Raw genomic sequence first — 26,775 nt, forward strand, 5'->3', positions numbered from 1 at the left:
AGACGCGCTCCTGATCCATGCGAGGAGATAACCGTGAAGGCGCTCGTTCTTGCAGGTGGGACGGGAAGTCGCATGCGTCCGTTCAGCCACACCACCGCCAAGCAGTTGCTGCCCGTCGCCAACGAACCGGTTCTTTTTCACGTTCTGGAAGCCGTGGCCCTGTCCGGCGTCAAGGACGTCGGAGTGGTCGTCGGGGCGACCAGCGGCCAGATACGGGAGGCCGTGGGGGACGGTTCGCGATTCGGTGTGAGCGTGACCTACCTCGACCAGCGGGAACCGCTCGGTATCGGCCACGCGGTCCACATTTCGAGGGGGTTTCTCGGGGACGAGGACTTCCTACTGTTCCTGGGGGACAACTACCTCGAAAAAGGCCTCATCGATTTCGTTTCCCGTGCAGGTCAGAGTGGTTTCGACGCGAACCTCCTCGTGCACGGGGTCACGGACCCCTCCCGTTTCGGCGTCGCCGAAATCGACGGGCACGGCAGGGTGGTGCGCGTCGAGGAGAAACCCCCGAACCCGCGGAGCGACCTCGCGCTCGTGGGCGTCTACGCCTTCACGCCCGCCGTTCACGAAGCGGTGCGCTCCGTCCCCGTCTCCTCCCGGGGGGAACTGGAGATCACCGACGCCCTCCAGTGGATGATCGACCAAGGGCTGCCGGTGGGCGCCGAGCCCGTCACGGGGGCGTGGTGCGACGTGGGCGACGTCGATGACCTCCTCGGCGCGAACCGCGTCGCGCTGGGCGCCACGCGGGGGCTCATGGAGGGGGACATCGACTCCGAGAGCACCGTCGTGGGTCCTGTCCACGTCGCCGAAGGGGCCGTGGTCCGCCGGTCGCACCTGCACGGCCCCGCCGTGATAGGCCCGGGGGCGGTCATCGACGACTCCACCGTCGAGGGCTTCACCAGTATCGGAGCCGGGTGCGGGATCCGGGGCAGCCGCGTCGGCGCCTCGGTCGTCATGGCGGAGGCGTCCGTGGAGCGGGTGAACGCGCTGACGGGTTCGTTCCTGGGCCGGGGAGCCGTGGTCTCCGGCCCGTCCACGGGCGGGGGCGGACACCGTCTCGTCCTCGGCGACCACAGCAGGGTGTGGCTGGCCTCATGAGGAGGGACACCGAATGAGAAGGGACACCGACACCACCCGGATCCTGGTGACCGGAGGCGCGGGTTTCATCGGCTCGGCCTACGTCGACGCCCTGCTCGGCCCCGGGGGGAACGGCCGCACGGCCGTCACCGTTCTGGACAGGCTCACCTACGCGGGCAGCACCGATCACCTGAGCGCCGTGTGGGACCATTCGGACTTCGCGTTCGTCCGGGGGTGCGTCTGCGACGCGGACCTCGTGGACGGTCTGGTGGCACGGCACGACCAGATCGTGAACGTCGCAGCCGAATCCCACGTGGACCGCTCGATCCGGGACGGCGGCGCGTTCGTGCGCACCAACGTCCTCGGTACGCAGACCCTGCTCGACGCGGCCGTCCGCCACGGCGCGGAGCTCTTCCTCCAGGTCTCGACGGACGAGGTCTACGGTTCCCTGGCGGAGGGGGCCGCCGACGAGAACGCGGCGTTGCGCCCGAGTTCGCCCTACTCCGCGTCCAAGGCCTCCGCCGACCTGGTCGCCCTTTCCTATGCCCGCACCCACGGCCTGGACGTGCGCGTCACCCGCTGCGCGAACAACTTCGGGCCGCGCCAGTACCCGGAGAAACTCGTCCCGATCCTGCTGACCAGGCTCCTGGAGGGCGGGAACCTGCCGATCTACGGGGACGGGCGGCACACGCGCGACTGGTTGTACGTGGACGACCACGTTCGTGCGCTGGAGGCCGTACGCTCCTTCGGCGCTCCGGGCGAGGTCTACAACGTCGGCGGCACGGAGGCGATGACCAACCTGGAGCTGGCGCGTCGGCTGATCGCCCGCTTCGGGACCGGCCGGGAGAGGATCGAGCACGTGCCGGACCGCAAGGGGCACGACCGGCGTTACGCGGTCGACGCGACGAAGATCTCCGAGGAACTGGGCTTTTGGCCCCGGGTGTCCTTCGAGGACGGCCTGAAACGCACCTTCGACTGGTATTGCTGAGTGCCCTCGCCGTGTCCAGCGCGGTCGCGGCCCGAGAGGGGCAGGGGTGCGTCGCGGTCGACTGGGCGCAGGGACGCCGGGAACGCCCGGGACGGGGAGGCGTCCGCCACGGCCAGCGACTCCAGCAGGGACCCGACGGCCCAGGCCGCGACGGCGGCGGAGGCCAGCACCAGCTCCGGGACGAGCGAGTTGAACTTCCCGGGGGCGGGACGAGGATGAGCTGGGCGTCGCTGTGCAGGGTCCGGTTCGGCCGCTGTGGTGTAAGGGAAAAGTGGTGCCAAGTGCATGACTCCCCGCCTTCTCCGGTGGCGTCCTCACTGGCTCGTCCGCCGCTCCGTGTCGCCGGTTCCCAAGTTCCCTCAGTAAGCAAGTATCTTGGAAAGCGTGCAGAAGAAGAACCGGAAACGCGGCCATGCGAAGCGGCTGCTGGGGATCACCGCGCTCGTGCTGGCGCTCCTGCTGGTCCTCGCGGTCGGCGGCTTCGCCGTCTGGGCGCTCAACCCCCACCAGGCGCAGCCGCGCGCCCTGCGGGAGGCGCTGGACACCCCCGGAGTGGAGGTGAGCACGACCGACGAGGCCGTGGTCGTCACCTCCACCCACACACCGCCGGACACCGGGATCGTGTTCTACCCGGGCGGGCGCGTCGCCCCCGAGGCCTACACCGCGCCCTGGGCGGAGATCGCCGCCGACAGCGCGGTGCGGGTGGTCATCCCCCGGATGCCGCTGAACCTCGCGGTGTTCGACGCTGACCGCGCCGACCGCGCCATCGCCGAGCACGACGGAGGCGTCGACGAGTGGTACGTGGGCGGACACTCGCTGGGCGGCGCGATGGCCGCCTCCCACCTCGGGGAGAGCACGGACGACACGGTCGTCGGGCTGGTCCTGTGGGGCTCCTACGCCACCGAGGGCGCGGGCCTGGCCGGGCGTGAGGACCTCGCGGTCATCTCGGTCTCGGGCAGCCGCGACGGCCTGTCCGACCCGGCGACGATCGAGGAGAACCGCGCCCATCTGCCGTCCGACGCGCTCATGTACGAGGTGTCGGGGATGAACCACGCCCAGTTCGGCGCCTACGGCGAGCAGGCCGGTGACAACCCCGCCGCCATCAGCGACGACGAGGCCCACCATCGCCTGGCCGACGTGATGAGCGGCTTCCTGGACGGTTGACGCCCTCCCACGCTGACCGGGAACGCGACCCGGCCCGGTGCCACCGACACCGGGCCGGGGAGCGTTCCCGCCGCCGGTCCCCCCGGAAGCCCCACCGGGCTGGCCGGAACCGCATGGGTTCTGACCTGCGCTGATCTTGTACTTATAGCGAGGTTGGAGCGCCGAGATGCGCTATAAGTACAAGATCACGGCGGACTGGGGCCTTTCCGGTCACCGCGCTACCGGGGCCCGCCCTCCGGACGGAAACCGGCGATCGGGTTCTCCAGCGTGCCCACCAACTGGAGGGCTCCCGACGGGTCCTGGAGGTCGACCATCTGCTTGTTGTCGCGCAGCTGGAGCCGGTTCAGGCACGACAGCGCGAACCGCTCCGCGAACAGGTCGTCGCGTGCGAACCGGTCGGCGAGATGGGGCACCGACGCCTGGTAGTCGGCGACGCAGGCGGCCACGGTACGCCAGAAGTCGGCCTCCTCCACGCGCCCCTCACCGGCGAGGACGCCGTTCAGGAAGCGCAGGAAGCAGTCGAAGACGTCGGTGAACAGCGACAGTACCCGCATGTCCTCGGGCACCTCGGCGCGGATGCGCTCCACCTCGGCGGGCAGCTCCGCGTCCGCGCTCATCACCGCGATCTCCTCGGCGATGTCCTTGAGCAGGATCCGCCGCGGCACCCCGTCCCCAAGGACGAGGATGACGTTCTCCCCGTGCGGCATGAACACCAGGTCGTGGGCGTAGAACGCGTGCAGCAGGGGGACGAGGTAGGCGTCGAGGTAGCGGCGCAGCCAGTCCGTCGGCTCCAGCCCCGACTCGTCGATGAGCGCCCCCGCGAACGAACCGCCCTCCGCGTCGGTGTGCAGCAGCGAGGCCATCGTCGCCAGGCGCTCACCCGACCGCAGCCGCCCCACCGGGCTCTCCCGCCACAGCGCCGCCGTCATCTTCCGGTACGGCGAACCCTCCGGAGTGGCCCGCGCGTAGTGCGTGGTGCGGTAGCCCACCGCCGCCCGCTCGCGCAGGATCTCGGCCCCCGTCCCCCGCAGGACCGGGTCGTCCGCCACGAGCCCGGCGACCCAGTCGTTGATCGCCGGGGTGGCCTCCATGTACCGGGCGGACAGTCCGCGCATGAAGCCCATGTTCAGCACCGACAGCGCCGTCTTCACGTAGTGGCGTTCGGGCGCCGAGGTGTTGAAGAAGGTGCGGATGGACTGCTGCGCGCGGTACTCGTCCGGGCCGTACCCCAGGCACACCAGGTCGCGGCGGGCCACGTCGGCGGCGAAGGTNCCGGTTCCACCACTGCCACGGGTGGACCGGGATCAGGTGGTAGTCGTCCGGGTCCAGGCCGAGCCCGGACAGCTGCGCGGTGAAGACGTCCAGGACCTCGGGGCCGAGCTCGCTCCGCAGCAGTTCGTCGCGGTCGAGGTCGGCCGAGCAGCTGAACGTCGTGTGCTCGCGCCGCGCGGCGATCCACACCAGCCGCACCGGAGCTGCGGCCTCGGGGGCGTAGGCCCGGTACTCCTCGGCGTCGAACCCCAGGCGGCCGTTGTTGGCGACGAAGCACGGGTGGCCCTCGGTCATCCCCGCCTCGATCTCCTGGAACCCGGCGCGTGCCAGCTCCGCCGCGCTCCGCCGCGCGCCCGACATGCGGTAGGCGCTGCTCGCCAGGGTGCTGGTGATCTCCTCCAGGTAGACGGGCAGGACGTCCTCGCTCAGCGCGAGCGTCTCGCGCAGGTCCAGGACCAGGTCGAGCGCGTCCAGGGGCAGGGGCGCGCCGTCGTGGCGCAGGTCGCGCCGGACGATGCTGTCGGCGTCGATCCGCCAGTGGTCCAGGGCCATGACGCGGGCCGCGAACCGGTACTCGGTGGTTCCGTCGTCGCTGAGTACGGAGAACAGCCCGTCGGGGCCGGGCTCGGGACTCAGCAGCCGCTCGTGGGCGAACTCGGCCAGCGCCTTGCGGACGAGCAGCCGGTTGGCGCGGCTCCACGACTCGGGGGACAGGTGGGCGGCCGCGTCCCGGGGGTCCCTGGGCGCCCCGGTTCCGGGTCCGTGCGCGCTCGTGGTCATCTGCTGGCTCCTCCGGTGGTCGGGGCCGCCGCCAGGGCGGCCCGGAACTGGGCTCGGGTGCATGTGCTCAGGTGGGCGTCCTTGTCCTTCAGCGCGACGGTCGCGTCGACGCGGAACCCCGTCGCGGCGTTGAGCGCGTGGACGGCGTGGTTGCGCACGTCCGGTTCGACGACGACGCGTTCGGTCCCCGGATCGGAGAACAGCAGCTCCATGACGGTGGTGATCACGGCGCGCGTGAAGCCGTGCACGGGGGTGTCCGGGGGCGCCACCAGGAAGTGCATCCCGGTGTCGCCGGGGAGCACCGGGTAGTGCGCGGCGAGCTCGCTGTGGCCGGGGTCGTAGCGCTCCGCCAGGAAGCACGGGCCGCCCCGCCACTCCCCGACGTAGGCGTGCTCGTGTTCGGAGGCGGCCATCCTCCGGTACTCGCGGGCCACGTCGTCCTCGCTGGCCTCGGTCATCATCCAGAAGTGGGACCGGGGGTGGGTGAGCCAGCCGTGCAGGAGCGGGACGTCGGTCTCCGGGTCGACGGGCCGGACGCGGAACTCGCCGAGCCGGGGGTCGGTGCGGGTGAAGACGGGTGCGGGGCCGCGGTCGGCTCCGGGCCCGGGTCGTGCCTGGCCGGTCATCGGTGCGCGACCTCCAGCGCCTCGCCGGAGTCCGCGGAGGCAGGGGAGTCCTGCGGGTCCTGCGGTGGCGCGCCGAACTCCTGGAAGGCGATCGACCGCTCGACGGCGTAGGGCTCCCGGCCCAGCATCGCGCGCAGGATGCAGGAGTTGCGGTAGGCGCCCATGCCCAGGTCGGGGGCGACGAAGCCGTGCGTGTGCAGCTCGGCGTTCTGCACGAAGACGGCGCCCGGCGGGCACCCCGCGCCGCCGCTCCCGTCGGTGTCCGGATCCTGGTGGTCGAGGCGGTCGATCCGGTAGTCGCGGCGCACCGCGAAGCGTCCCGAACCGTCCCAGTCCAGCCGGTCGGCGACGGGGTCCAGGAAGCGCGGCACCCGGTACTGGTAGCCGGTGGCGAGCACCAGGCCCTCGGTCGTGAACGTGAAGTCGCGCCCCTGGTCGGTGTTGCGCAGGTCCAGGACGTACTCGCCGCGCTCCGCGTCGTGGCGGGCGCCGGTGACCTCGGTGTTGGTCAGCATGCGCACGGGCGGCGGGCCCAGACGGCTCTTGACGTAGAGCAGGTCGTAGATCGCGTTGATCAGGTCGGAGTCGATCCCCTTGTACAGGCTCTTCTGCGACGCCACGAGCCGGTCGCGCGTGGGGCCCGGCAGCGCGTGGAAGTGGTCGGCGTACTCCGGGGAGGTCATCTCCAGCGTGAGCTTGGTGTACTCCAGCGGGAAGAAGCGCGGGGACCGGGTGACCCAGTTCAGCTCGTAGCCGTGGCCGTCCAGGTCCTGGAGCAGGTCGTGGAAGATCTCGGCGGCGCTCTGCCCGCTCCCGACGACCGTCACGCTCCGCCTGCCCTGGAGCCCCGCCTTCGCGGGCAGGTAGCCGGAGCTGTGCACGGCGTCGTCGGGCAGCTCCCGGCAGGGTTCGGGCACGTGGGGCGGTGTGCCGGTGCCCAGCACCAGCCGCCGCGCGCGGTGCGTGTGCCGCTCCCCGGTCGCCGTGTCGGTGGCGTGCAGCAGGTAGAGGGACTCCCGCGTGTCGTACTCCACGGTCTCGACCCGCTGGCCGAAGCGGACGGTGTCACCCAGCCGCCGGGCGGCCCAGCGGCAGTAGTCGTCGTACTCCGCGCGCAGGGGGTAGAAGCGCTCGCGGATGTAGAAGGGGTAGAGCCGCCCGGTCTCCTTGAGGTAGTTGAGGAAGGAGAACGGCGAGGTGGGGTCGGCGAGGGTGACCAGGTCCGACATGAAGGGGGTCTGGAGTTCGGCCTCCTCCAGCAGCATGCCGGTGTGCCAGGCGAACTCGGGTTTCTCGTCGAGGAAGAGGCCGTCCAGATCGGGGATGGGCTCGGTCAGGCAGGCCAGCCCGAGGTTGAAGGGGCCGACGCCGACGGCGGCGAAGTCGTGGATCCGGTCGGAGACGGTGGCCTGGTTGGGGCGGATGTCGGCGGTCAACGGGCACTCCCGGGGGTGGGCGCGGACACGAAGCGGTCGGCGTGGTCGGCGAGCAGGTCCAGGACCTCGGCGACGTCCTCGAGCGTGGTTCTCGGGTTGAGCAGGGTGAGTTTCAGGTGCGGCCGTCCGTCGACCGTCGTGCGCGCCACGAAGGCCCGGCCCGAGGCCATCAGGGCCTCGCGCGCGTACCGGTTGGCGGCGTCGGTGAGCTCGGGGCCGGCGCCGGGCGGAACGCACCGGAACACCAGGGTGCTGAGCGTGGGACGGGTGACGACGGTGAAACGGGGGTCCTCGTCCAGCAGCGACCAGGCGCTGGCGGCCAGGTCCAGCACGCTGTCGAAGAGCGCGCCCACGCCGTCGGCGCCCATGACGCGCAGGGTGAGCCACAGTTTGAGGGCGTCGAAGCGGCGCGTGGTCTGGAGGCTCTTGTCGACCTGGTTGGGGGAGAGGAGGGGCGTGCTGCCGTCCGAGCGCGAGTTGAGGTAGTCGGCGTGGTAGGTGACGTGGCGCAGCACGGCGCGGTCGCGGACCACGATGGCGCTGGAGCTGACGGGCTGGAAGAAGGACTTGTGGAAGTCCACGGTCACCGAGTCGGCGCGCTCGATCCCGTTGAGCAGGTGGCGGTGGCGCGAGACCAGCAGGCCGCAGCCGTAGGCGGCGTCGACGTGCATCCACACGCCGCGCTGCTCGCACAGGTCGGCGATCTGGGGGAGCGGGTCGAGGCTGCCGAAGTCGGTGGTCCCGGCGGTGGCCACGACGGCGATGGGGACGAGCCCCTCGGCGCGGCACCCGCGCAGCTCGGCGGCCAGGGCGTCCGGGCGCATGCGCCGCCTGTCGTCGCAGGCCACGGTGATGACGGAATCGTAGCCCAGGCCGAGCAGAGCGGCCGACTTCGCGACGCTGAAGTGCCCGGCCTCGGAGGTCAGGACGCGCATCCGGGGCAGGAGGTCGGCCATGCGGGCGCTCCCGGAGCCGTTTCCTGAGCCGGTTCCGGCGCGTTGGCAGGCCTCGTCGCGTGCCATGAGCAGGGCCTGGAGGTTGGACTGGCTGCCGCCGCTGGTGAAGACCCCGTCCGAGGTGTCGCCGAAGCCGATGCGCTCGCGGGTCCAGTCGATCAGGCGCTGTTCGATCAGGGTGCCGCCGACGCTCTGGTCCCAGGTGTCGAGGGAGGAGTTGACGGCGGACAGGACGGTCTCGCCGAGGAGGGCGGGCAGGACCACCGGGCAGTTCAGGTGGCCCATGTAGCGGGGGTGGTGGAAGTAGACGGCGTCGTCGAGGTAGAGGTGTTCGAGCTCGTCCAGCGCGGCGGCCGGATCGCGGAGGGGGTCGTCCAGGTCGACCTTGCCGATCGCGGGGCGCAGGTCCTCGGCCGTGGCACCGGTGAGGGGGCGCTCCACCCGGGCGATCCGCCGGGCGACGCGGTCCACGGCGTCGCCGGTCAGGTCGCGGTAGCGCTCGGTGCTCCCACCGTCGAACAGGTGGGAGAGGGGGGACGGGTGGGCGGGCCCGGCGTCGAGGTCGGGCCCGGGGCCAGAGCCGAGGGAAGGCGTCGGCTCGGGTTCGGTGTCGGCGGCACCGGCGTCCCCGTACGGCGGGTCCTGTACGGACCGCGCGAGGGAGTTCATGGATCATCCTCCTGGAAACGGGCATGACGACAGCATCCGGAAACCGGATGCGGGCATGGGGGTAGGAAGTGTCGCGAACACACTGATGTAGGGCGCCCTAACTAAGGGGAGGCTAGCCTAACTGATCGAACTCGTACAGTGTGAGGAGGATTACAGGAGCGGCATGTTTGGCTACCTGGAGTGGTAGTAGGGGGTCTGGCCAGCGCGAACTCCGGTCGTGGGGGGAGTTCCGGGGCGCTCAGCGGTCGTGAAAGTCGCGGGGAACGTGTCCGGAAGAGGGAGGGGGCACACGGGTCGCCGCGCCTGGTCGCCGCGCTGCCCAGGGGGCGACCGCCCAGTCGGTGCCGAGGGGCCCATCGTCGCTGCGTCGCCGCGGCCCGACGCGCACCACGCACTGGCGCGGCCCTTCCCGGAGACGGCCGGAAGAGCCGCGCCAGCGGCTACGCTGAAACCTGACATCAGTGTGAGAGACGAGCGCGGCAGTGCGGACCACGGGGGAGGAAGCGTGCGTATCGGAGAGCTCGCGACACGGACGGGCGTGAGCGTCCGGTCCCTGCGCTACTACGAGGAGCAGGGCCTGCTCACCAGCAGCCGCAGCGCCAGCGGGCAGCGGCACTACACCGACGCCCAGGTCGCGCGTGTCACCTTCATCCAGCAGCTGTACGCCGCCGGGCTCTCCAGCCGCACCATCTACGAACTGCTGCCCTGTGCCGACGCGCCCAGTGAGCGCAACTCCGACGCGGCGTTGGAACGCATGGAGCAGGAACGCGACCGCCTCACCGAGCACATCGGTGACCTGGTGCGTACGCGGGACGTGCTCGACGACCTGATGGCCAAGGCCCGCGCCTACCGGGAGCAGTTGCGGTCGGGTGTTCCGGCCTGATCGCCCCACACGCCTCCCACAGGCCCCTCCCCTCCGCTCACGGTCACGCCCGGGCGGGGAGGGGGCGTGCGTGTAGGCTGGAGGACAGCGGAGACGACAACCCGTTCCGGGAGAGCCCGGACCGCCGGCCCGGGGCGTGACGACCACGCACGATTCGGGCCGCGAGACCCAGGGCGCCGTGCCCTTCCGGTACGGGCCCGGAGACCGTGTCCTCTCCCGCATGCCGTGACGCGCGTACCGCGCTCACGTTTCCTCGTCCGAAGCGGCGTACGCACGCCCGCCCGCTTCGGGGATTGCGGAGCACCTCTCACCCATGGCTCCTTTCACGCACCACCCACCCGCCGTCTCCGACACCCCTCCCTCGGTTCCCAGACTGAGGTTGAACGCCATCCCGCACCGCGGCGCGATCCTGGCCGGGGGGTGGTGGCCCAGATCCGGCGATCCCGTCGCGGAACTTCCCGGGCTGATCCTGGCCCTCGACGACCGCCGGGGCCCCGTCCACCGACTCGAAATGGGGGTGACGGGCTGGCGGAACAGGCCGGACCTGCTCGCGGTGGCCGGTCGCGCGGTCCACATCTCCTGGTCCCCGGACATGCCGCCGGACCTCCTGGTCGCGGTCGGCCGCAACGGTTCACGCACCCGCCTGCTGGTGGTGCCCCCCGGCGTGGGGGCGTTCACCGCGTGGTCCGCCCTGGATCTGGCGGCCCTGACCACGAACACCGCGCGGGCCTCGGAGGTCATGGACATCGCGAGCCTGCTGCCGCCTCCGCCCAGAACGTCCGTGGAGTCGGACGGGGACCCCGAGAGCGCGTGGTTCCACGAGGACGGGGTTCCCCCACGGACGTCCGTGAGGCGCGGGACGGACGCGTTCGCCCTGCGGGTGGAACCGGCCGGTCCGAAACAGGTGCTCGTCCGGATCTCCGGCGAGATCGACGTGACGACGGAGCCCGAACGCTGGGATCCCCTGTTCGACGTGTTCCACACGGACGCCGACAAGGTCGTCGTCGACCTGTCCGGCGTGAGTTCTTGCGGTTCGGCGGGTATCTCCCTCCTGACGGCGGCCCGAGCCCGGGCCGAACTGGTGGGCATGGACCTGCGACTGGTCACACGGTCGGCACGGGTGCGCTGGCTCCTGGAACACACCGGGCCGTACAAGCTCCCACCGGTTCACACCACAGTGGAGGAAGCCCTGTCCCATGCCTGGTGATGAGAAGACGAGCCCCGCCACACGAACGCAGCAGCGGCGGGGAAGCGACTTCGCCGTCCTCGCCCGGACCGTGGGCGAGCACGGACTGCTGGGAACGCGCCCGGGCCACTACACGGTACGCATCGGTATCACGCTGCTCCTGCTCATCGCGGCCTGGACGGTCTTCGTGCTGATCGGCCCCTCCTGGTGGCAGCTGCTGACGGCCGTGCCGCTCGCGGTGCTCTTCACCCAGACGGCCTTCATCGGACACGACGCCGGACACCAGCAGATCTCCGCGAACCGGCGGATCAACACCCTGATCGGACGGATCCACGGCAACCTGCTGGTGGGCCTGGGGTTCGCCTGGTGGATCGACAAGCACGACCGGCACCACGCCCACCCGAACCACGAGGGCAGGGATCCCGACATCGCCGGGGCCGCCCTGGCCTTCAGCCGGGAGCAGGCCCTTCTGCGCCGCCGGGGCCCGGGCCGGTGGCTGGCTCGCAGCCAGGCGTGGCTGTTCTTCCCGATGCTGCTCCTGGAGGCCTTCCACCTGCACGCCGCCTCGGTGCGGGGGGTGGTGGAGGACACCAGCATGCCGACGCGGGACCGGGTTCTGGAGGGCGGGCTCCTGGCGCTCCACCTCGGCGGTTACCTGACGCTCGTGCTGACCACGCTCACCCCGGCCCAGGCGCTGTGCTTCGTCCTGGTGCACCAGGGCCTGTTCGGCCTGTACATGGGCTGCTCCTTCGCGCCGAACCACAAGGGCATGCCCGTTCTCGAGGAGGGGGCCAGGGCGGGTTTCCTGCGCCGTCAGGTCCTCACCACCCGCAACATACGGGGCGGTCCGCTGACCGACCTGGTCCTGGGCGGGCTGAACTACCAGATCGAGCACCACCTGTTCCCCTCGATGCCCAGGCCCAACCTGCGCCGTGCCCAGCCCCTGGTCCGGGCCGCGTGTGAGCGGTGCGGGCTCGTCTACCACGAGACGGGACTTCTGCACTCCTACGCCGAGGTGCTGCGACACCTCCACAGGGTGGGAGGCCCGCTGCGTCCGGAACTCGAGTACTGACCCCTTTCCCTCCCGGTTCCCCCGCCGCGCCGGGGGCGAGACGATCCCGCTCGCGCTCCGCCGCGAGGAGCGCGGCCGACACGGTTTCGAGCCGGGTGGTGCGCGTTCGCGCCAACTGGACGAGGAGGTCGTCGAGGTCGGTGAGATGCCGGTGCAGCACGCCCCTGGCCACGTTCGCCTCCTCGGTGGCCGAACGCGGGAGGCCCTCCCGGGAGGGTTCCCGGAAGGGCCGCCGTGCGTACCGTTCTCCGTGTCCTTCAGGTCCTGCCGCCGCATGGAGCGGGCACGGCGCTCATACCGAGGACCGGTGACGGGCTACAGCGGGACCTCGTCGCCGCCGAAGGTCACCACCAGGCTGCCGTCCGAGGCGTGGGACCAGCCCAGGCCGCCGGTGTAGTCGGCGCACCGCGACCCGTTCGAGCCGGACCAGAACTGGTTCGATCCGTCGGCGTCGCCGATGATCCGGTCGTTGGACCCGCTGTCGCACGAGGTGTTGCCGCTGAACACCGAGGAGCCGTCGTCGAAGTTGAAGTTGCGCTCCTCGTTGCCGATGCTCACGTTGTCCGACACCGTCATCGAACCCGGGTTGCTGTTGTAGGTGAACCCGTGCTTGCCGTTGTCGTGGGCGACGCTGTGCCTGATGACGTGGTCGACCGGGATGTCCTCGCCGCCCAGCTTGAAGCCGTTGCGGTCGCCGTCCCCGGCCTGGGAGCCGTCGCTGAGGATGCCGTTCTCGTAGGCGAGGGAGTACTCGATGGTCACGGCGCCGATGGGACCGGTCTCGTCCTTGGTGTAGAGGTCCCAGCCGTCGTCGATGTTGTTGTGGGCCACGGCGTAGCGGAAGACGTTGCCGGGACCGGAGGTGAGCTTGGCGGCGAAGCCGTCGGCGTCCTCGCCGTCGGAGTCGGCGTTGTCGTGCGACTCCGCGCTCAGGACGAGGTTGTGGGAGGGCCACTCGCTCTCGGGCGTGCCGGAGTCGCGCCGCGAGATCTGGAGCCCCGTGTCGCGGTTGAAGCGCGTCACCGTCCGCTCGAAGACGTTGTGGCTGCCGCCGACGAAGATCCCGTTGTCACCGGCCCGCTCGACGACGACGCCGTGGACGTGCCAGTACGACCCGTTCACCGCGAGCCCGCGGTTGGACGAGTCCTCGCTCTGGGCCGAGAAGTCCAGCACCGGGGTCTCGCCCGGGTAGGCGGACAGCTCCGTTCGGTCGCTCGCGGTGCCGTCGTTGCCCTGCGGGATGGTGACCGTGTCGGACAGTTCGTAGGTGCCGCCGCGCAGGTAGATCGTTCCGCCGGGCTCGACACGGTCGATCGCCGAGGTCAGCGTGGTCGGGTCCGACTCCGTGCCGTCCGCGTCCGCGCTGCCGCCCGGCGCCACGTACAGCGTGGCCTCCGACGGCGGGGTGTCGTCGTCGCCACCACCGTCATCGCCGCCACCGTCGTCACCACCGCCGTCGTCCGCCTGCACCTCCACGTCGACGTAGTCGATGTTGGGCAGGCCGTCGGATCCGGTGGCCTCGAAGCGGAGGGTGTTCTCACCCGCCTCCACCGGAACCGTGAGCGTACGCGTCTCCCACGCGTCCCACTCGCCGGTGCTTCCGAACGACGCCGACGCGGCGGTCGAGCCGTTCACCGTGACGTCGGCGGAGCGCGCGTCGCCGGTTCCGTTGGCGAAGTGGACCGTGAGCGTGGCCGTGCCCGACGCGGAGGCGTTCACGGTGAACTCCGCGTACGCACCGTCCTCGTTGTCGGTGTTGCAGAACCCGCTGCCGGAGTAGCCGGACCATTCGGACTCGATGCGGCCGTCGCAGACGGCCGAGGAGTCCTCGGCCTCGTAGCGGGTGGGCGCGGCCTGCGCCGCGGTGCCGGAAAGTGTGACGAGTGTGCTGGTGAGCAGGGCGACGCACGCCGCCGCGGGTCTGGTTCTCATCGTTCCGTCTCTCCAGGGGGTGGGTTCTCTGCCCCGGGGGGGGCAGTAAACGGAGAAGTAAGGAAAGCGCTTTCAGCGACGAAGGTAGGCGTTCGCCTCCGGTGCGTCAACGGTCTTGTTCCGCGAAAGGGTTCGTGTTAAGGGAGCTGGGTTCGGGCTGGTGGGGAAGGTGGACTCCGTTCCGGAAACGGTCCCGGGTTTTTCTCGGGGGAGTGGGCGTCGGTGGTGCGGTCCGGAGCGGTGGCCATCCCTCCGGGTGCGCCTCGACGGCGCGTTTCTCCAGTTCGGAGGCGTGTTGGGCTGTGGGGATGAGGTGTTCGCGGGGAGAGGTGAGGAAAGCCCTTACCCTGGCTCGCGTGGACACCCGATGACGGCGGTACGCGGTCCCTCCCGAATCCCGGGGAGGGGCCGCGCGTCCGTTCCCGACGGCGGGTGCCTCGCACCGGGGAGCAGGAAGGCGGAGTCCTCCCGGGGGCGCCACCACCCGGGCGCACCCGCCGCTACAGCTCCTCCCGGTACGGGGGTTCGGCACCGGCGCGGGAACAGGTGACGGAGGCCGCGCGGGCGGCGAAACCGAGCACCCGCCGCCACTCCTCCTCCGACAGCCCGGACGGGGCTCCGCGTACGAGCGAACCCCGCTCGGCCAGGGCGTGCAGCAGCGCGGCGTTGACGGTGTCGCCCGCGCCGATCGTGTCCACGACGTCGACGCCCACGCCGGGGACGGAACAGGTGCCCCGACGGGTCCAGACGGTCATGCCCTCGCCGCCGCGGGTCACGACGACGGCCTCGGTTCCGGCGTCGAGCCACCGGCGCGCCGCCGGGTCCAGGGCCGCCGCGCCCGTGGCCCCGCTGTCGGGCCCGGCGAGCCACAGGGCGTCCTCCTCGCTGAGCTTGAGCAGGGACACGTGCGGGAGCCAGCCGAGGAACCGCGACCGGTGGGCGTCCGGGTCGGGGATGAGCCCGGCGCGGATGTTCGGGTCCAGGGCGATGAGGGCCCCTCGCGCCGCCTCGCGCCGCATCAGCTCCTCGTAGGCGCTCGCACCGGGTTCGAGGACGAGCGAGCAGGTGCCCAGGGACAGGGCCCGGGTCTCCTCGGGAAGGCGGTCGGGAAGCGAGAAGAGCCGGTCGGCCGTGCCCTCGACGTAGAAGGAGTAGGCGGCCGAGCCGTCTTCGTCGAACGCGACGGCGGCCAGCGGGGTCGGCTCGGGTCCGCGTTGGACCAGTTCCACCCCCACCCCGTCCGCCTCCAGCCGTTCGACGAGTGACTCCCCGAAGGCGTCGGTGGAGATCCGTGAGCAGAAGGAGACCGGCGAGCCGAGTCGGGCGAGCGCGACGGCCGTGTTGTACGGGCCGCCGCCGCGCGCGGGCAGCAGTGGGGACGGCGGGCGGCCCCTGTCCTGGGGCACCAGGTCGATCAGGGCCTCACCGGCGACGACGATCACGGGACGGTGTTCCTCTCACGGTCGGGGCGGACCGGGCGCGCGCCCGGTGCCTTCGGGGCGCGGCGCTCAGAGCCGGGCCCTCTCGTGGTCGGGTTCGGCGGTGCCGCCGGGAACGGCCTCGGGCAACCCTGCGGTGTCGGGACGCAGTGTGAACACGGAGACGAGGGTGAACGCCGCGACCATCGTGCCCATGGCCAGGTAGGTGTTGGCGAAACCGACGGTGTCGTAGCCGNNNCTGGATGGCCACCTGGTAGCCGATCAGGTAGATCGTCGAGGACAGCCGGGTGTCGAAGTGCCGGTTGATGTACTTGAAGATCGCGATGAGCATGATCGGCAGTTCGACGGCGTGCAGCAGCTTCACCGCCGAGATCGCCGCCGGGTCGGTGACCACGCCGGACAGCAGGATCCGGGTGGCCATGACGCAGCCCGACACCAGCAGCGCGTTCTTGGCCCCGATCCGGTTGACGAGGAAGGGCGCGAGGACCATGCCGCCCGCCTCCAGGAACACCTGCACGGAGTTGAGGTCGCTGTACATCCGGTTGCCCTCGGCCACGGTGTCGAAGAGCGAGGCGAAGTAGGAGGGAAACATCTGGTCGTAGGTGTTGTAGGTCGCCGTCACGGCCACGACGAACAGCAGCAGGCCCCAGAACGCGGGATAGACGAACAGCGACCTCACGTCGCCCGGGGACACCGAGGAGGCCGCCCGGTCGACGGCCGCGGTGCCGCTGCCCCCGCTGACGCGGATCGCGGCGATGAGGAGGACGAACACGGCCGCCGAGACGCTCGCGGCCCAGAAGTTCAGGTCGGGGTCGACGTTGAACAGGCGCCCGGCGAAGAACGAGGCCGCCGCCCACCCGAGCGAGCCGAAGGTCCGCACCCGCCCGAACTCGAAGCCGTGGAGGCGGCTCAGGCGCTCGGTGTAGCTCTCCAGCGTCGCGACGGCCACCGCGAACGCCATGGCCAGGTACGCCGAGCCCACCACCAGGCCGAGGGCGAAGTGCGTCTGTAGCAGCGGTCCGTAGACGTGGACGTAGACCGGGCCGACGAGCAGCATCAGGGCGCCGATCCAGTACAGCAGGTTCCTGCGCAGGCCCAGCTTGTCCTGGACGTAGCCGTAGACCGGCATGACGAACAGGCAGCCGACGGCGTTGGCGCTGATCACCAGGGAGCTGCGTCCGGCGCTCAGGCCCAGGTCCTGGACCAGCCAGATGGAGAACAGGGACCAGGACAGCGACCAGGTCACGAAGAACATGAACATGGCGCCGCTGACCAGCGTGAAGTTCAGCCGCTTCCGGCTGCGTTCCCCGGTGGGGGCGGCGGGGCTCTGGGGGGTCATGAACACTCCCTCACGGGCACCGCGCTCGACGGCGGTGCCGGGTCGGTCTGCCGGAGGGAGGGGCGCTCCGCTCCGGTGGGATCTGTCGCACGGCCGACGCGAAAAGTCGCCTAACACGTGCTAGCTAGCGTCCACTATTACGTGTTAGGTTCCGGAAGGCAAGAGCTCGGTGACGACGGTGTGAACCGCCGACCGTCGACCGCCGAGCGGAGGGCACCGAACGCGACCCCGGGGCGAAACCCCAGGCAGGACCCCGCGCGTGACCCCGAACGGGCCCCGACGAGACAACAGACTCCACCGACCCGACCGAGCCAGAGGAAGTGACCGCGTGACGGCCGACCGGAGAAGACCCCAGCTGCATGTGCGCCCCGCCGCGGGACAGTGGTGCAACGACCCCAACGGACCGCTCTTCCACGACGGCCGCTACCACCTGTTCTTCCAGCACAACCCCGCCGCGCCGGTCTGGGGGGACATCCACTGGGGCCACGCCTCCAGCCCCGATCTCCTCACCTGGGACGACCACGGCATCGCCCTGACGCCCACCCCCGGCACGCGGGACGCGCTCGGCGCCTGGTCGGGCTGCGCGGTCGTGGAGGACGGGGTCCCCACCGCCGTCTACACGGGGATGGACCGCTCCGACGGCGTCGGCTCCGTCATGCTCGCCCGCGCCGTCGACGAGGAGGTCAGCCAGCTCAAGGCCGATCCCGATCCGGTCGTCCCCGGACCGCCGCCCGGCCTCGACCTCGCCGCCTTCCGCGATCCGTACCTGTTCACCGTCGGAGACCGGCGGTGGGCCCTGATGGGAGCCGGCCACCGCGACAGCCGCCCCGACGTGCTGCTCTACCGCGTCCACTCACTGACCGAGTGGACCTACGAGGGGTCGCTGCTGGACGCCGCCGACCCCGTCGCCTCACGCGTCGCGGGCCCGGCGGCCGCGTGGGAGTGCCCCGCCCTGTTCCCCGAGGACCCCTCCCGGACGGGCGCCGGGGACCGCTGGGTCCTGGTGCTGTCCCTGTGGGCCGACGACGTCACCTACCTCACGGTCCGCCTGGTCGGCGCACTGCTGCCGACCGGGGACGGACCGCGCACCGGCACGGACGGAGCACCGCCGGACGGGGGAGGGGCACGGTCCGGCGGGGGAGGCCTGCGTTTCGTCCCCGAGGACGGCGGCCTCCTCGACCACGGCCGCGACTTCTACGCCGCCACCGCCCTCGTCCGGCGCGACCGCACCCTGCTCTGGGGATGGAGCTGGGAGTCGCGCACCGAGGAGGAGTCGGTCGCCGAGGGCTGGGCGGGCTGCCTGACACACCCCCGCGAGGTCGGCCCGCACCCGGACGGCGGACTCCGCGTCGCTCCGGCACGCGAACTGTCCGCGCTGCGCACCCGCGAACTGGCGTGCGCCGACCCGCTTCCCCCGGCCTACGAGGTCGCCCTCGACGCCGAGGTCGACCTCCCGGACACGGAGGTCGTCCTCCGGCTCGGTGACACCGTCGCCCTGCGCGTGAACCCGAGCCGGGGACTGCTCGTCCTGGACCGCGCGGGCGCCCCCGCGACGGGCACCCACCCGCTGCCGCGCGCCGACGAGGCGGTCGCCACGGGGCCGTCCGACACCCGTGCCCGGCTGCGCGTCCTGGTCGACGGCCCGATCGTGGAGGTGTTCTGGAACGACCGCGTGACCCTCACCGAGAAGGTCCACCCCGCGCCGCACGGTTCCTGGAGCGCCGCGACCGTCCGGGGCGCCGCACGGGTGGAGGTCCGGGCCTGGGAGTGCGGACCTCCGCGGGGCCCGGCGGGCACGGGCACCGAGGGACCCGCCTCCGACCGCCCCGCGACGCGTGGCTGAGGGCGACCGGGCGGGCGGTGCCGCGCCCCCGTCCGGCGGCTCAGCGCGCGGGCGGTCGCACGGAGTCGCGCTCGACGACCGGGCACTCCAGGTACCGGACGGCCGTACGCTCCAGGCCCCCCTCCGCGTCGGCGGAGTCCAGCAGCATCCGGACCGCCGCCGCGCCCATCTCGTGGTGCGGCAGCGCGATGGTGGTCAGCGCGGGGACCAGGTGACCGGCCATCTGGTCCTGGTCGTCGTAGCCGACCACCGAAAGCTCACCCGGAACGTCGATTCCCAGTCGGGCGGCGGCGAGCAGCACCCCGGCCGCGACGCGGTCGTTGGCGCAGACCACACCGGTGGGGCGGTCGCCGCCGTCGAGGACGCGTACGGCCGCCGCGTACCCCTGGTCGATCTGCCAGCCCGCGGACACCGTCCACCCGGGGCGCGGCGCCAACCCGGCGGCGGCCATCCCCTCCCGGAAGCCGACCGCGCGGGCCTCGGTGGCGATGTCCCCGCTCTCACCGCCGAGCAGGGCGACGCGCCGGTGCCCCGCCGCGAGCAACACGTCGACCGCGGCCCGGCCACCCGCGTGCTCGTCGGCGACCACGGCCGCGTGGGAGCCAGCCGCACGCGGAAGGCAGTTGGCCAGCACGGTGGTCGCCGGATCCAGGCCCCCCGGAACGTCGGCGTGGCGCATGGTCATCGCCGCGTACACCACCCCGTCCACGCGGCGGGAACGCAGCTCGGCCAGCGCCTCAGCCTCGGCCTCCGGGTCCAGCCGCGACTCCAGGAGCAACACCTGGTGGCCGCGTTCGCGCGCGGCGTCCATCGCGCCGATCACCATCCGCCCGGCGAACGGGCTCGTGGCGATCTCGTCGGTCAGCATCCCGATGACGCCGCTGCGCCGTGCGCGCAGCGAACGGGCGACCTGGTCGGGACGGTAGCCGAGTTCGCGCGCGGCGTTCCTGATCCGCTCCTGCGTGGCCGCCGACAGATTGCCCTCCGCGCGCCCGGAGAAGACGAACGACACGGCCGAACGCGACACCTGCGCCAGTTCTGCCACATCGCGGGACGTAGGCCGCTTCACGTCGTCTCCTCCATCGTGTCCGTGCTCCGGGAAGTGCGTACCGCCAGTATCCCCGGCCCGGACGGCGCTCCCGTACCCCGGACGGTCGTGGGACCCGCCGCGTGCGGGCACGCCGCTCCGACCGGGACACACCAGACCCGCACCACACCCCCTAGCGACGAGTGAGAGGAGACCGGCCATGACGTCCGGTCAGGCGATGAACCGAAGGACCCTGTTCGGGGCGGCGGCGACGGGAGCCGCGCTCTCCGTCACCGGGGCGGCCGGCCAGGCGCCGGCGGCCCCGGGCGGCACCCCGCGACCGGCGAACGACGCGGCGGGCGGCGGATCCGCCCGGTGCCGGGAGGGCTACCGCGCCGAGTACCACTTCACCGTTCCCGACCAGTGGAAGAACGACCCCCAGCGTCCCGTGTGGATCGACGGCGAGTACCACTACTACTACCTCTACAACGCCGACTACCTCACCGGGGGAACCACCGCCGGAACGGCCTGGCGCCTGGCCACCAGCCGCGACCTGGTCTCCTTCACCGACCGCGGTGTCGCGATCCCCAAGGACACCACGCCCGCCGGTGACGTATGGTCCGGATCGGCCGTCGTCGACACCGACGACACCGCGGGTTTCGGGGCGGGCGCCGTCGTGGCCCTGGTGACCATGGAACCGGACCCGGACACCTACTCCCAGGCCCAGTACCTGTGGTACTCCACCGACGGAGGCCGGACCTTCTCCCCGTACGGCACCGGACCCGTACTGGCCAACCCCGGGGTCAGGGACTACCGCGACCCCAAGGTGGTCCGGGACGAGGAGCGCGGACGCTGGGTCATGCTCCTCGCGGAGCGGACCAAGGTGGGCTTCTACCACTCCGCGGACCTGAGGGAGTGGTCGTACGCGGGCGGCTTCGTCGAGGAGGGCCTCGGCGTTCTCGAATGCCCCGACCTGTTCCGCATCACCGCGGAGGACGGCTCGGAGACGGTCTGGGTCCTGGGGGTCAGCGCCAACGGCAAGGAGTCCGGCCTGCCCAACACCTACGCCTACTGGACCGGCGACTTCGACGGCGGCGCCTTCCACCCGCACCGGGACGAGCCCCAGTGGTTGGACCACGGGTTCGACTGGTACGGCGCCGTCACCTTCGAGAAGCGGACCGGGGACGGCTCCGTGGACCCGGCCGCGCGTTACGCGATCGCCTGGACGAACAACTGGGACTACCCCAACACGACCCCGACCATCGAGTCCGACGGATTCAACGGCACGGACTCCGTCGTGCGCGAGGTCGTCCTGCGCCGCTCCGCCTCCGGCACCCGCTACCTGGCCTCCCGGCCCGTGGACGCCCTCGACGACCACGTCACGCGCACCGTCGAGCTCGGCGACGTGGCGGTCGAGGGGACGCACGTGCTCGACTACGAGGGGGCGGCGTACGAGTTCACGGCCGAGGTGACCTGGGACCAGGTGACCGGGGCGGGCGTCCAGCTGCGCCGTTCCGCGGACGGTAGCCGCCACGTCGACGCCGGGGTGTACGGGGAGTACGCCTTCGTCAACCGCGGCGGGGTCCCCAACCCCGACAACTCCGGCAGGTGGCAGGAGAGCAGGACTCCGTTCGACCCCTCCGCGGGCACAGTCCTCCTGCGCGTCCTGGTCGACCGCACCACGGTCGAGGTCTTCTTCGACGACGGGCGCCACGTCCACTCCATGGAGGCCTTCCCCTACACCGTCGACCTGGGGATCGCCCTGTTCGCCACGGGCGGCGGAGCCGTGTTCCGGGACGTGGTGATCCGCGAACTCGGGGCGGGATGAGCGTGTGACCCGGGCCCGTTCACCGGAACAGGCGGGGACGTCACGTCCTCACGGACGCGGCGGCCCCGCCGTCCGTCCGGACCGGGGCGGGACGCCCGACCGGACCACGGGCGGCGGGGAGGACCGCGCCGCCCGTGGGCACCCGGTCAGAGGTGCGGGACGTCCTCGGGGAGCAGGGAGGTGAAGTCCTCCCGGGTGGCGTTCTGGACGCCGTTGACCAGACGCCCCGCCTGCCGGGTGATCATCCGCTCCAGCACCTGGCGCGCGTAACGGGCGTTGCCGAAGTTCGCGTCGCGCGGCACCTCCGAGAAGTGCTCCAGCAGAGCCGCCGACGTCGCCCCGACGCACGTGTACCCCGACCCCTTCGCCATGCGTTCGACGATGGTGACCAGTTCGGCGTCGCTGTAGTCGGGGAACTCCACCTGGTGGTTGAACCGCGAGGCCAGACCGGGGTTGGAGTCCAGGAAGCGCTGCATCTCGTGGGTGTATCCGGCGACGATGACCACGACCTCGTCGCGGTGGTCCTCCATGAGCTTGACCAGGGTGTCGATGGCCTCCTGGCCGAAGTCGTTGCCCGCGCCGCGCGGTGCCAGGGTGTAGGCCTCGTCGACGAACAGCACGCCGCCCTTGGCGCGCTCGAACACCTCGGCGGTCAGCTGGGCGGTGTGCCCGACGTAGCGCCCCACCAGGTCCGATCGGGCCGCCTCCACCACGTGGTCGCCCCGCAGGACCCCCAGGGCGTGCAGAAGGCGCCCGTACAGCCGGGCCACGGTCGTCTTACCGGTACCGGGGGGACCGGCGAACACCAGGTGGTGGCTCATCGCCGCCACCGGCAGCCCCATGGCGCGCCGCTGCTGCGACATCAGCAGCAGGTTGGCCAGGTCGTTGACGGTCTCCTTCACGCTCGCCAGACCCACCATCGCGTCCAGCTCCTCGCGCAGGGCGGCGATCCCGTCGGCCGTGCCCCCGAGCGGCTCCTCCTCGGCCTCCTGGCCCAGGTCCTCGGGGAGGAGGAGGGTGAGCGCGTCCGGGTCGTCGGGCACCGTCCCGCCCAGCCGGAACGCCTGGCGGTCGATCATCGCCTCGAAGACCTTGCGGGCCTCACGGCCGTTGCCGAACGCGGGCCCCCGGGACATCCGTCCGAAGTACGCGTGCAGCGCCTCCTCGGTCTCCGGCGCCATCCGGTAGCTGTGCGACCCGCACAGCCCGCGCACGATCTCCACCAGCTCGTCCACCTCGTAGTTGGCGAACTCGATGGTCCGGCTGAACCGCGAGGCCAGACCGGGGTTGGAGTCCAGGAAACGGCCCATCTCCTCGGTGTATCCGGCGACGATGACCACGACCTCGTCGCGGTGGTCCTCCATGAGCTTGACCAGGGTGTCGATCGCCTCCCGGCCGAAGTCGGGGCCGGTGCCCCCCTCGCCACCGGACAGGGTGTAGGCCTCGTCGACGAACAGCACGCCGCCCTTGGCGCGCTCGAACACCTCGGTGGTCTTGATCGCCGTTCCCCCGACGTACTGCGAGACCAGGTCGGCGCGGGCCACCTCCACCACGTGCCCGTACCGAAGGACGTCCAGCTCGGCGAGGATCTGCCCGTACAGCCGGGCCACGGTCGTCTTACCGGTGCCCGGCGCGCCGCCGAAGACCAGGTGGCGGCTCATGGGCGGCGTGGGCAGCCCCATCTCCGCACGGCGCTGCGCCATCTGGTTGCGGGTGACCAGGGTCCTGACCTCGTGCTTGACCCCGGCCAGACCGACCAGCGAGTCCAGCTCCAGCATCGGCCCCACCGACTCGGGCTCCCCGCCCTCCTCCCCGGCGGCGGGGACGGTCGGCGCGGGGACGGAGGCCCCCGCCTCCTCACCGAACGCGTCGGGGGCCCCGTTGTCGTGGCTGAGGAGCTTGTCCGTGCGCATGCTCTCGCTGGCGACGGTCTGCCGCAGCCCGGAGCGGCCGTTGGAGCGCACCGAGCAGTCCTCCACCGTGACGTCCTCGGTGGAGTGCACGAGGACCCCGTCGGCCCCGTTGCCGAACACCTCGCACCGGCGCAGCGTGGCGCTCGCCTTCGCCGTCACCAGCACGCCGTTGCGGCGGCCGTTGTACACCCGCGTGCGCAGCACCGTGGCCCGGCCCCCGGCCCGCACGGCGACACCGTCGCCCGTGCACTCCGACACGTCGCAGTCGCGCACGTCGGCGGACGCGCCCGAGCCGACCGAGATCCCGCAGTCGCGGCTCCCGGAGATCTGCACGCCGTTCAGCAGGGGAGCCCCGCCCTCCTCCACGGACACGGCGCTCTTGCCGGTGCGGTCCAGCGTCACGTCCTCCAGGCGCCCGCGGCCGCCTCCACCGAACACCACCCCCGGTCCCCGGGTGCCCGTGATCGCGGTCGCGCGCAGGAAGGGGGCGCACTCCTCGACCACCACGCCGGGACCGGAGGTCCCGCTGACCAGCCCCCGGTCGAACTCCACGACGCTGCCGCCGCCCAGGTTCAACCCCTGGCCGCCGCGCACGACCAGGCCGAGGAAGGCGGTGGACGCCCGTTCCTCGGCGCGCACGGCGTCGCCGCCCGACTCCTCCACCTCGCAGTCGGTGAAGGTGCCGCGCGCCCGGCCCGACAGGTGGACGGCCACGCCCTTGGCGCGCACCACGCGCACCCGCGCCACCTGCGGGTCGGAGCCGTTGTGCACGGCGATGCCGCGCCCGCCCACGTCCTCGAACACGCAGTCCTCCACGGCCGGGCGCGACCTGCTGGACACCGTCAGGCCGTCGCCCTCGGTGTCGTGCACCCGCGTGCCCAGCAGTGAGGTGGCGGCGCCCTCCTCCAACGCCACCGCGGGCTTCGTGGTCCCCGAGATCTCGCACTCCCGGACCGTGCCCCCGGCCTGTCCGCTGGCGAACACGCCGTTGCCCCCGGCGTCCCGCAACACGCAGGCGCGGACCGTGGGGCGGGCCCGCTCGCCGATGACCACGGCGCTGGTGTCGACCTCCTCGACCACGCAGTCCTCGATGACGCTCGGACCGGCCGAGGTGATCACCACCCCCGCCCCCGAGGAGCACGTGACGCGGCTGTCGCGCATGGCGAGCGCGCCGTCGCCGCGTACCGACACCGCGGTCCACGAGGCCCCCTCCACCTCGCAGTCGGCCATCTCCAGCTGTCCGAGGGGGATGTCCACGGCGGGGTGGTCGGCGCTGCGGCCGCGCAGGACCAGCCCCGACAGCTTGACCGCCTCGGCGCCCGAGACGACGGCGCATCCGCTGCCCGTGGTGATCTCCACGCTGCCGAGCCCGTCCCGGGAGACCAGGGTGACCACCTCGCGCAGTACGAGTCCCTCCTCGTAGCGTCCCGGGGCGATGGTGATGAGCGCACCGCTGGAGGCGGCCTCGACCGCTTCGGTGATCGTCGTGTGTCCGTCGTTCCCGTCGGGGTCGACGGTGAGGAACTGCCTGGCCATCGGTGTCTTTCTAATCTGAGCCGTGGGGACGGGGGCGGTGGCGGGGGGCCGGGGCCGCCCCGCCGGGGAGGGTCAGGAACAGGACGCGCGCACCGCCGAGGCGGCCACGTGGGTGCTGGCGTGCTCCTGGTCGGCGAGGGCGTCGGCCCCCGCGTTGGTGAGCTTTATGGTGAACTCCTCAGTGGGAGAGGTGAACCCGGTGACCTGGACCCAGCCGCCCCGGATCTGCGCCTGGTCGATCCCGAAGACCGCCACGGGCGACCCCTCGGCCGCGGGGCCGGAGAAGATCTGGTAGCTGGCCTCGTCGGGGGAGATCCACAGCGGGCTCCCGTCGTCGGGCACGTGGACGTAGAGCTCGCACGCGACCCCCGCCTCACCGGGGGTGAACGTCCAGGCGGCGTACTGGCCGTCGCCCCGTTCCGGGTCACCCGAGACGGGGACGGCCTCGTAGCCGCCGTCGCAGCCCTCCTGGGCGTACCCGCCGGGCCGGGTGGCCCAGCTGGCGGTGCCCTGAGCGCTGTCCCAGCGTCCCGCGTTCGTGTAGGAGGCGCCGGGGGAGGCCGGGCAGCCGGGACCCGCGAGGGCGAGGAAGGGCTCCGGTTCCGATCCCCCCGTCGTCGTGATCGCGTCCTCCAGGACGGAGCCGCCGCCCTCCGGGGCCGGGGGCTCCGCTCCGGACTGCCCGTTGGCGGCCGACGGTTCGGTGGAGGCCCCGTTGCCCTCGGTGTCGCCGCTTCCGGTGGTGTCGGCGAGGGGGGCGTTCGCGTCCTCTCCGGGGGTTCCGGTGGTGCCGGCCTCCCCGGAGGTTTCGGCGCCCTCGTCCCCTCCGGCCGCCTCGCTGTTCGCGGTGTCGCCGTTTCCGGTGGGGTCGTCGTCGCTGGTGTCGTCGGTGTTCTCTCCGGGTGTGCCGGTGGTGTCGCCCTCTCCGGAGGTTCCCGTGCCCTCGTCCCCTCCGGCAGCCGTGTCCTCTCCGGCGGGGAGGTCGGAGCCCGTGTCACCGGTTCCGGCGCCCCCGGCGGCACCGTCGGTCGCACCGTCCCCGGCCGTTGACTCCCCACCGGCCGCCGTGCTCTCGGACCCGGGTTCCGCGTCGGCCGCCGTGTCCCCGGTTTCCGGCCCCTCGGCGGTGGTGCCCCCGTCCGCGGGCACCTCCCTCTCGGCGCCCCCGGTCCCGGTGGCGCCGTCGCCGGTGGCCGCGTCCGGGTTCTCCTGCGCCGCTGGGGCGGTCTCGACGTTCTCCCCGCCGGTGCCGCCCGTGCCGCCGGTGCCCGGGTCGGGCATCGTCGGGGTCGCGGCCCCGTCCCCGCCCACCTCGGGGATGTAGCCGGTCTCCGGAGGACCCGAGCCCTGCTGGGGTGCGGTCGCGGACCCCGTGTCCGTCCGCGCCGTGGCGGTCCCGGTCTCGCCGCCGGACGAGGCACCCGCCCGGGCGGTGTCGGACGCCTGGCCGCCGCCCCCGCCCGTACCCGAGGCGAGCGGGGTCGGCTCCAGGGTCACCCCGGGCACCCCCGCCGTCATGGCGAAGGGGGCGGCGACCAGCAGCAGGCCCGCGATGGCGGCGCCCGCCAGGACGGGCTTGCCCGGACGGTCCAGAGCCTCCTCCGGTGGGCGTGGCGCGGAGGGTTCGCCCGGGGCCCCCGTGATCCGGGAACCGGGAGCGGCCTCCGACGCCTCCGGCCCCCCGGCGGTGCCGGGAGGGGGCGGGGGCGCCGGGTACGCCGCGGAACCCGCGGCCCCGCCGGAGGCCGTGCCGTCGGCCTCTCCGGAGAGCACCGACTGGAACTCGGACGCCGGTAGGGGAAGGGC

At 72.2% G+C, this 26,775-nt stretch carries 17 protein-coding genes and 1 pseudogene; 8 read left to right on the forward strand and 10 right to left on the reverse strand.

The window, feature by feature from the left end; translation table 11 throughout:
- Positions 1-33 precede the first annotated feature (33 nt).
- The 3 genes from D455_RS0120310 (at position 34) to D455_RS0120320 (ending at position 3,232) form a co-directional block, all read left to right on the forward strand.
- On the forward strand, positions 34-1,101 hold the full coding sequence (locus D455_RS0120310; RefSeq protein ID WP_026122814.1) for a glucose-1-phosphate thymidylyltransferase: 1,068 nt from the start codon (positions 34-36) through the stop codon (positions 1,099-1,101).
- A 13-nt stretch (positions 1,102-1,114) separates the two neighbouring features.
- Positions 1,115-2,068, forward strand: a complete 954-nt coding sequence (gene rfbB, locus D455_RS0120315) for a dTDP-glucose 4,6-dehydratase (RefSeq protein ID WP_017572539.1) — start codon at positions 1,115-1,117, stop codon at positions 2,066-2,068.
- A 384-nt stretch (positions 2,069-2,452) separates the two neighbouring features.
- On the forward strand, positions 2,453-3,232 hold the full coding sequence (locus D455_RS0120320) for an alpha/beta hydrolase (RefSeq protein ID WP_017572540.1): 780 nt from the start codon (positions 2,453-2,455) through the stop codon (positions 3,230-3,232).
- A 218-nt stretch (positions 3,233-3,450) separates the two neighbouring features.
- On the opposite strand, the pseudogene D455_RS31135 reads toward D455_RS0120320, so the two are convergent.
- The 4 genes and pseudogenes from D455_RS31135 to D455_RS0120340 form a co-directional block, all read right to left on the reverse strand.
- Positions 3,451-5,284 (reverse strand): annotated as a pseudogene (locus D455_RS31135) (IucA/IucC family protein).
- Positions 5,281-5,910 carry a GNAT family N-acetyltransferase gene (locus D455_RS0120330; protein WP_017572541.1) on the reverse strand — a complete coding sequence of 210 codons (630 nt, stop codon included), beginning with the start codon at positions 5,908-5,910 and terminating at the stop codon, positions 5,281-5,283. The pseudogene D455_RS31135 and the gene D455_RS0120330 overlap by 4 nt, the downstream one beginning before the upstream one ends.
- Positions 5,907-7,346: a lysine N(6)-hydroxylase/L-ornithine N(5)-oxygenase family protein gene (locus D455_RS0120335; protein ID WP_017572542.1), complete on the reverse strand. Its 1,440-nt coding sequence runs from the start codon at positions 7,344-7,346 to the stop codon at positions 5,907-5,909. Before D455_RS0120335 ends, D455_RS0120330 begins: the two co-directional genes overlap by 4 nt.
- A complete protein-coding gene (locus D455_RS0120340; RefSeq protein ID WP_017572543.1) occupies positions 7,343-8,971 on the reverse strand; it encodes a pyridoxal phosphate-dependent decarboxylase family protein in 1,629 nt (542 codons plus the stop codon). Before D455_RS0120340 ends, D455_RS0120335 begins: the two co-directional genes overlap by 4 nt.
- Positions 8,972-9,476: 505 nt before the next feature.
- Here D455_RS0120340 and D455_RS0120345 point away from each other — a divergent pair.
- From D455_RS0120345 to D455_RS0120355, 3 genes are all read left to right on the forward strand, one after another.
- Positions 9,477-9,854, forward strand: coding sequence for a MerR family transcriptional regulator (locus D455_RS0120345; RefSeq protein WP_017572544.1), 378 nt, complete (start codon positions 9,477-9,479; stop codon positions 9,852-9,854).
- A 313-nt stretch (positions 9,855-10,167) separates the two neighbouring features.
- A complete protein-coding gene (locus D455_RS0120350; RefSeq protein WP_017572545.1) occupies positions 10,168-11,061 on the forward strand; it encodes a DUF5994 family protein in 894 nt (297 codons plus the stop codon).
- Positions 11,051-12,112: a fatty acid desaturase family protein gene (locus tag D455_RS0120355; RefSeq protein WP_017572546.1), complete on the forward strand. Its 1,062-nt coding sequence runs from the start codon at positions 11,051-11,053 to the stop codon at positions 12,110-12,112. The genes D455_RS0120350 and D455_RS0120355 overlap by 11 nt, the downstream gene beginning before the upstream one ends.
- A gap of 315 nt (positions 12,113-12,427) precedes the next feature.
- Here the strand turns inward: D455_RS0120355 and D455_RS0120360 are convergent, their stop codons facing one another.
- The 3 genes from D455_RS0120360 to D455_RS31140 all read right to left on the reverse strand — a co-directional run bounded on the left by D455_RS0120360 (position 12,428) and on the right by D455_RS31140 (position 16,822).
- Positions 12,428-14,044, reverse strand: a complete 1,617-nt coding sequence (locus tag D455_RS0120360; protein WP_017572547.1) for a carbohydrate-binding protein — start codon at positions 14,042-14,044, stop codon at positions 12,428-12,430.
- Between the two features lie 500 nt (positions 14,045-14,544).
- Complete coding sequence (locus D455_RS0120365; protein ID WP_017572548.1) at positions 14,545-15,486, reverse strand: carbohydrate kinase family protein; 942 nt, start codon at positions 15,484-15,486, stop codon at positions 14,545-14,547.
- Positions 15,467-16,822, reverse strand: a complete 1,356-nt coding sequence (locus D455_RS31140) for an oligosaccharide MFS transporter (protein WP_206539278.1) — start codon at positions 16,820-16,822, stop codon at positions 15,467-15,469. Before D455_RS31140 ends, D455_RS0120365 begins: the two co-directional genes overlap by 20 nt.
- Positions 16,823-17,150: 328 nt before the next feature.
- Here D455_RS31140 and D455_RS31145 point away from each other — a divergent pair, with 328 nt between their 5' ends.
- Complete coding sequence (locus D455_RS31145) at positions 17,151-18,665, forward strand: glycoside hydrolase family 32 protein (RefSeq protein WP_152487121.1); 1,515 nt, start codon at positions 17,151-17,153, stop codon at positions 18,663-18,665.
- 40 nt (positions 18,666-18,705) lie between these two features.
- On the opposite strand, the gene D455_RS0120380 is transcribed toward D455_RS31145, so the two are convergent.
- Positions 18,706-19,734: a LacI family DNA-binding transcriptional regulator gene (locus D455_RS0120380; protein WP_026122815.1), complete on the reverse strand. Its 1,029-nt coding sequence runs from the start codon at positions 19,732-19,734 to the stop codon at positions 18,706-18,708.
- Between the two features lie 178 nt (positions 19,735-19,912).
- On the opposite strand from D455_RS0120380, the gene D455_RS0120385 reads away from it, so the two are divergent.
- Complete coding sequence (locus D455_RS0120385; RefSeq protein WP_017572551.1) at positions 19,913-21,520, forward strand: glycoside hydrolase family 32 protein; 1,608 nt, start codon at positions 19,913-19,915, stop codon at positions 21,518-21,520.
- 146 nt (positions 21,521-21,666) lie between these two features.
- Here the strand turns inward: D455_RS0120385 and D455_RS0120390 are convergent, their stop codons facing one another.
- Together D455_RS0120390 and D455_RS34250 are read right to left on the reverse strand one after the other, a co-directional pair.
- Positions 21,667-24,969: a right-handed parallel beta-helix repeat-containing protein gene (locus D455_RS0120390; RefSeq protein ID WP_017572552.1), complete on the reverse strand. Its 3,303-nt coding sequence runs from the start codon at positions 24,967-24,969 to the stop codon at positions 21,667-21,669.
- Between the two features lie 72 nt (positions 24,970-25,041).
- On the reverse strand, positions 25,042-26,775 hold a 1,734-nt coding region (locus tag D455_RS34250; RefSeq protein WP_026122816.1), incomplete at its 5' end, for a hypothetical protein.

The organism is Nocardiopsis halotolerans DSM 44410, from assembly GCF_000341065.1.
Classification (GTDB): domain Bacteria; phylum Actinomycetota; class Actinomycetes; order Streptosporangiales; family Streptosporangiaceae; genus Nocardiopsis; species Nocardiopsis halotolerans.

Bases quoted from the DNA above. Each gene is read 5' to 3' on its own strand.
- D455_RS0120350 (WP_017572545.1), top strand. From the start codon at position 10,168: ATGGCTCCTTTCACGCACCACCCACCCGCCGTCTCCGACACCCCTCCC.
- D455_RS0120330 (WP_017572541.1), bottom strand. From the start codon at position 5,910: ATGACCGGCCAGGCACGACCCGGGCCCGGAGCCGACCGCGGCCCCGCA.
- D455_RS0120390 (WP_017572552.1), bottom strand. From the start codon at position 24,969: ATGGCCAGGCAGTTCCTCACCGTCGACCCCGACGGGAACGACGGACAC.
- D455_RS0120360 (WP_017572547.1), bottom strand. From the start codon at position 14,044: ATGAGAACCAGACCCGCGGCGGCGTGCGTCGCCCTGCTCACCAGCACA.
- D455_RS0120385 (WP_017572551.1), top strand. From the start codon at position 19,913: ATGACGTCCGGTCAGGCGATGAACCGAAGGACCCTGTTCGGGGCGGCG.
- rfbB (WP_017572539.1), top strand. From the start codon at position 1,115: ATGAGAAGGGACACCGACACCACCCGGATCCTGGTGACCGGAGGCGCG.
- D455_RS0120340 (WP_017572543.1), bottom strand. From the start codon at position 8,971: ATGAACTCCCTCGCGCGGTCCGTACAGGACCCGCCGTACGGGGACGCC.
- D455_RS0120355 (WP_017572546.1), top strand. From the start codon at position 11,051: ATGCCTGGTGATGAGAAGACGAGCCCCGCCACACGAACGCAGCAGCGG.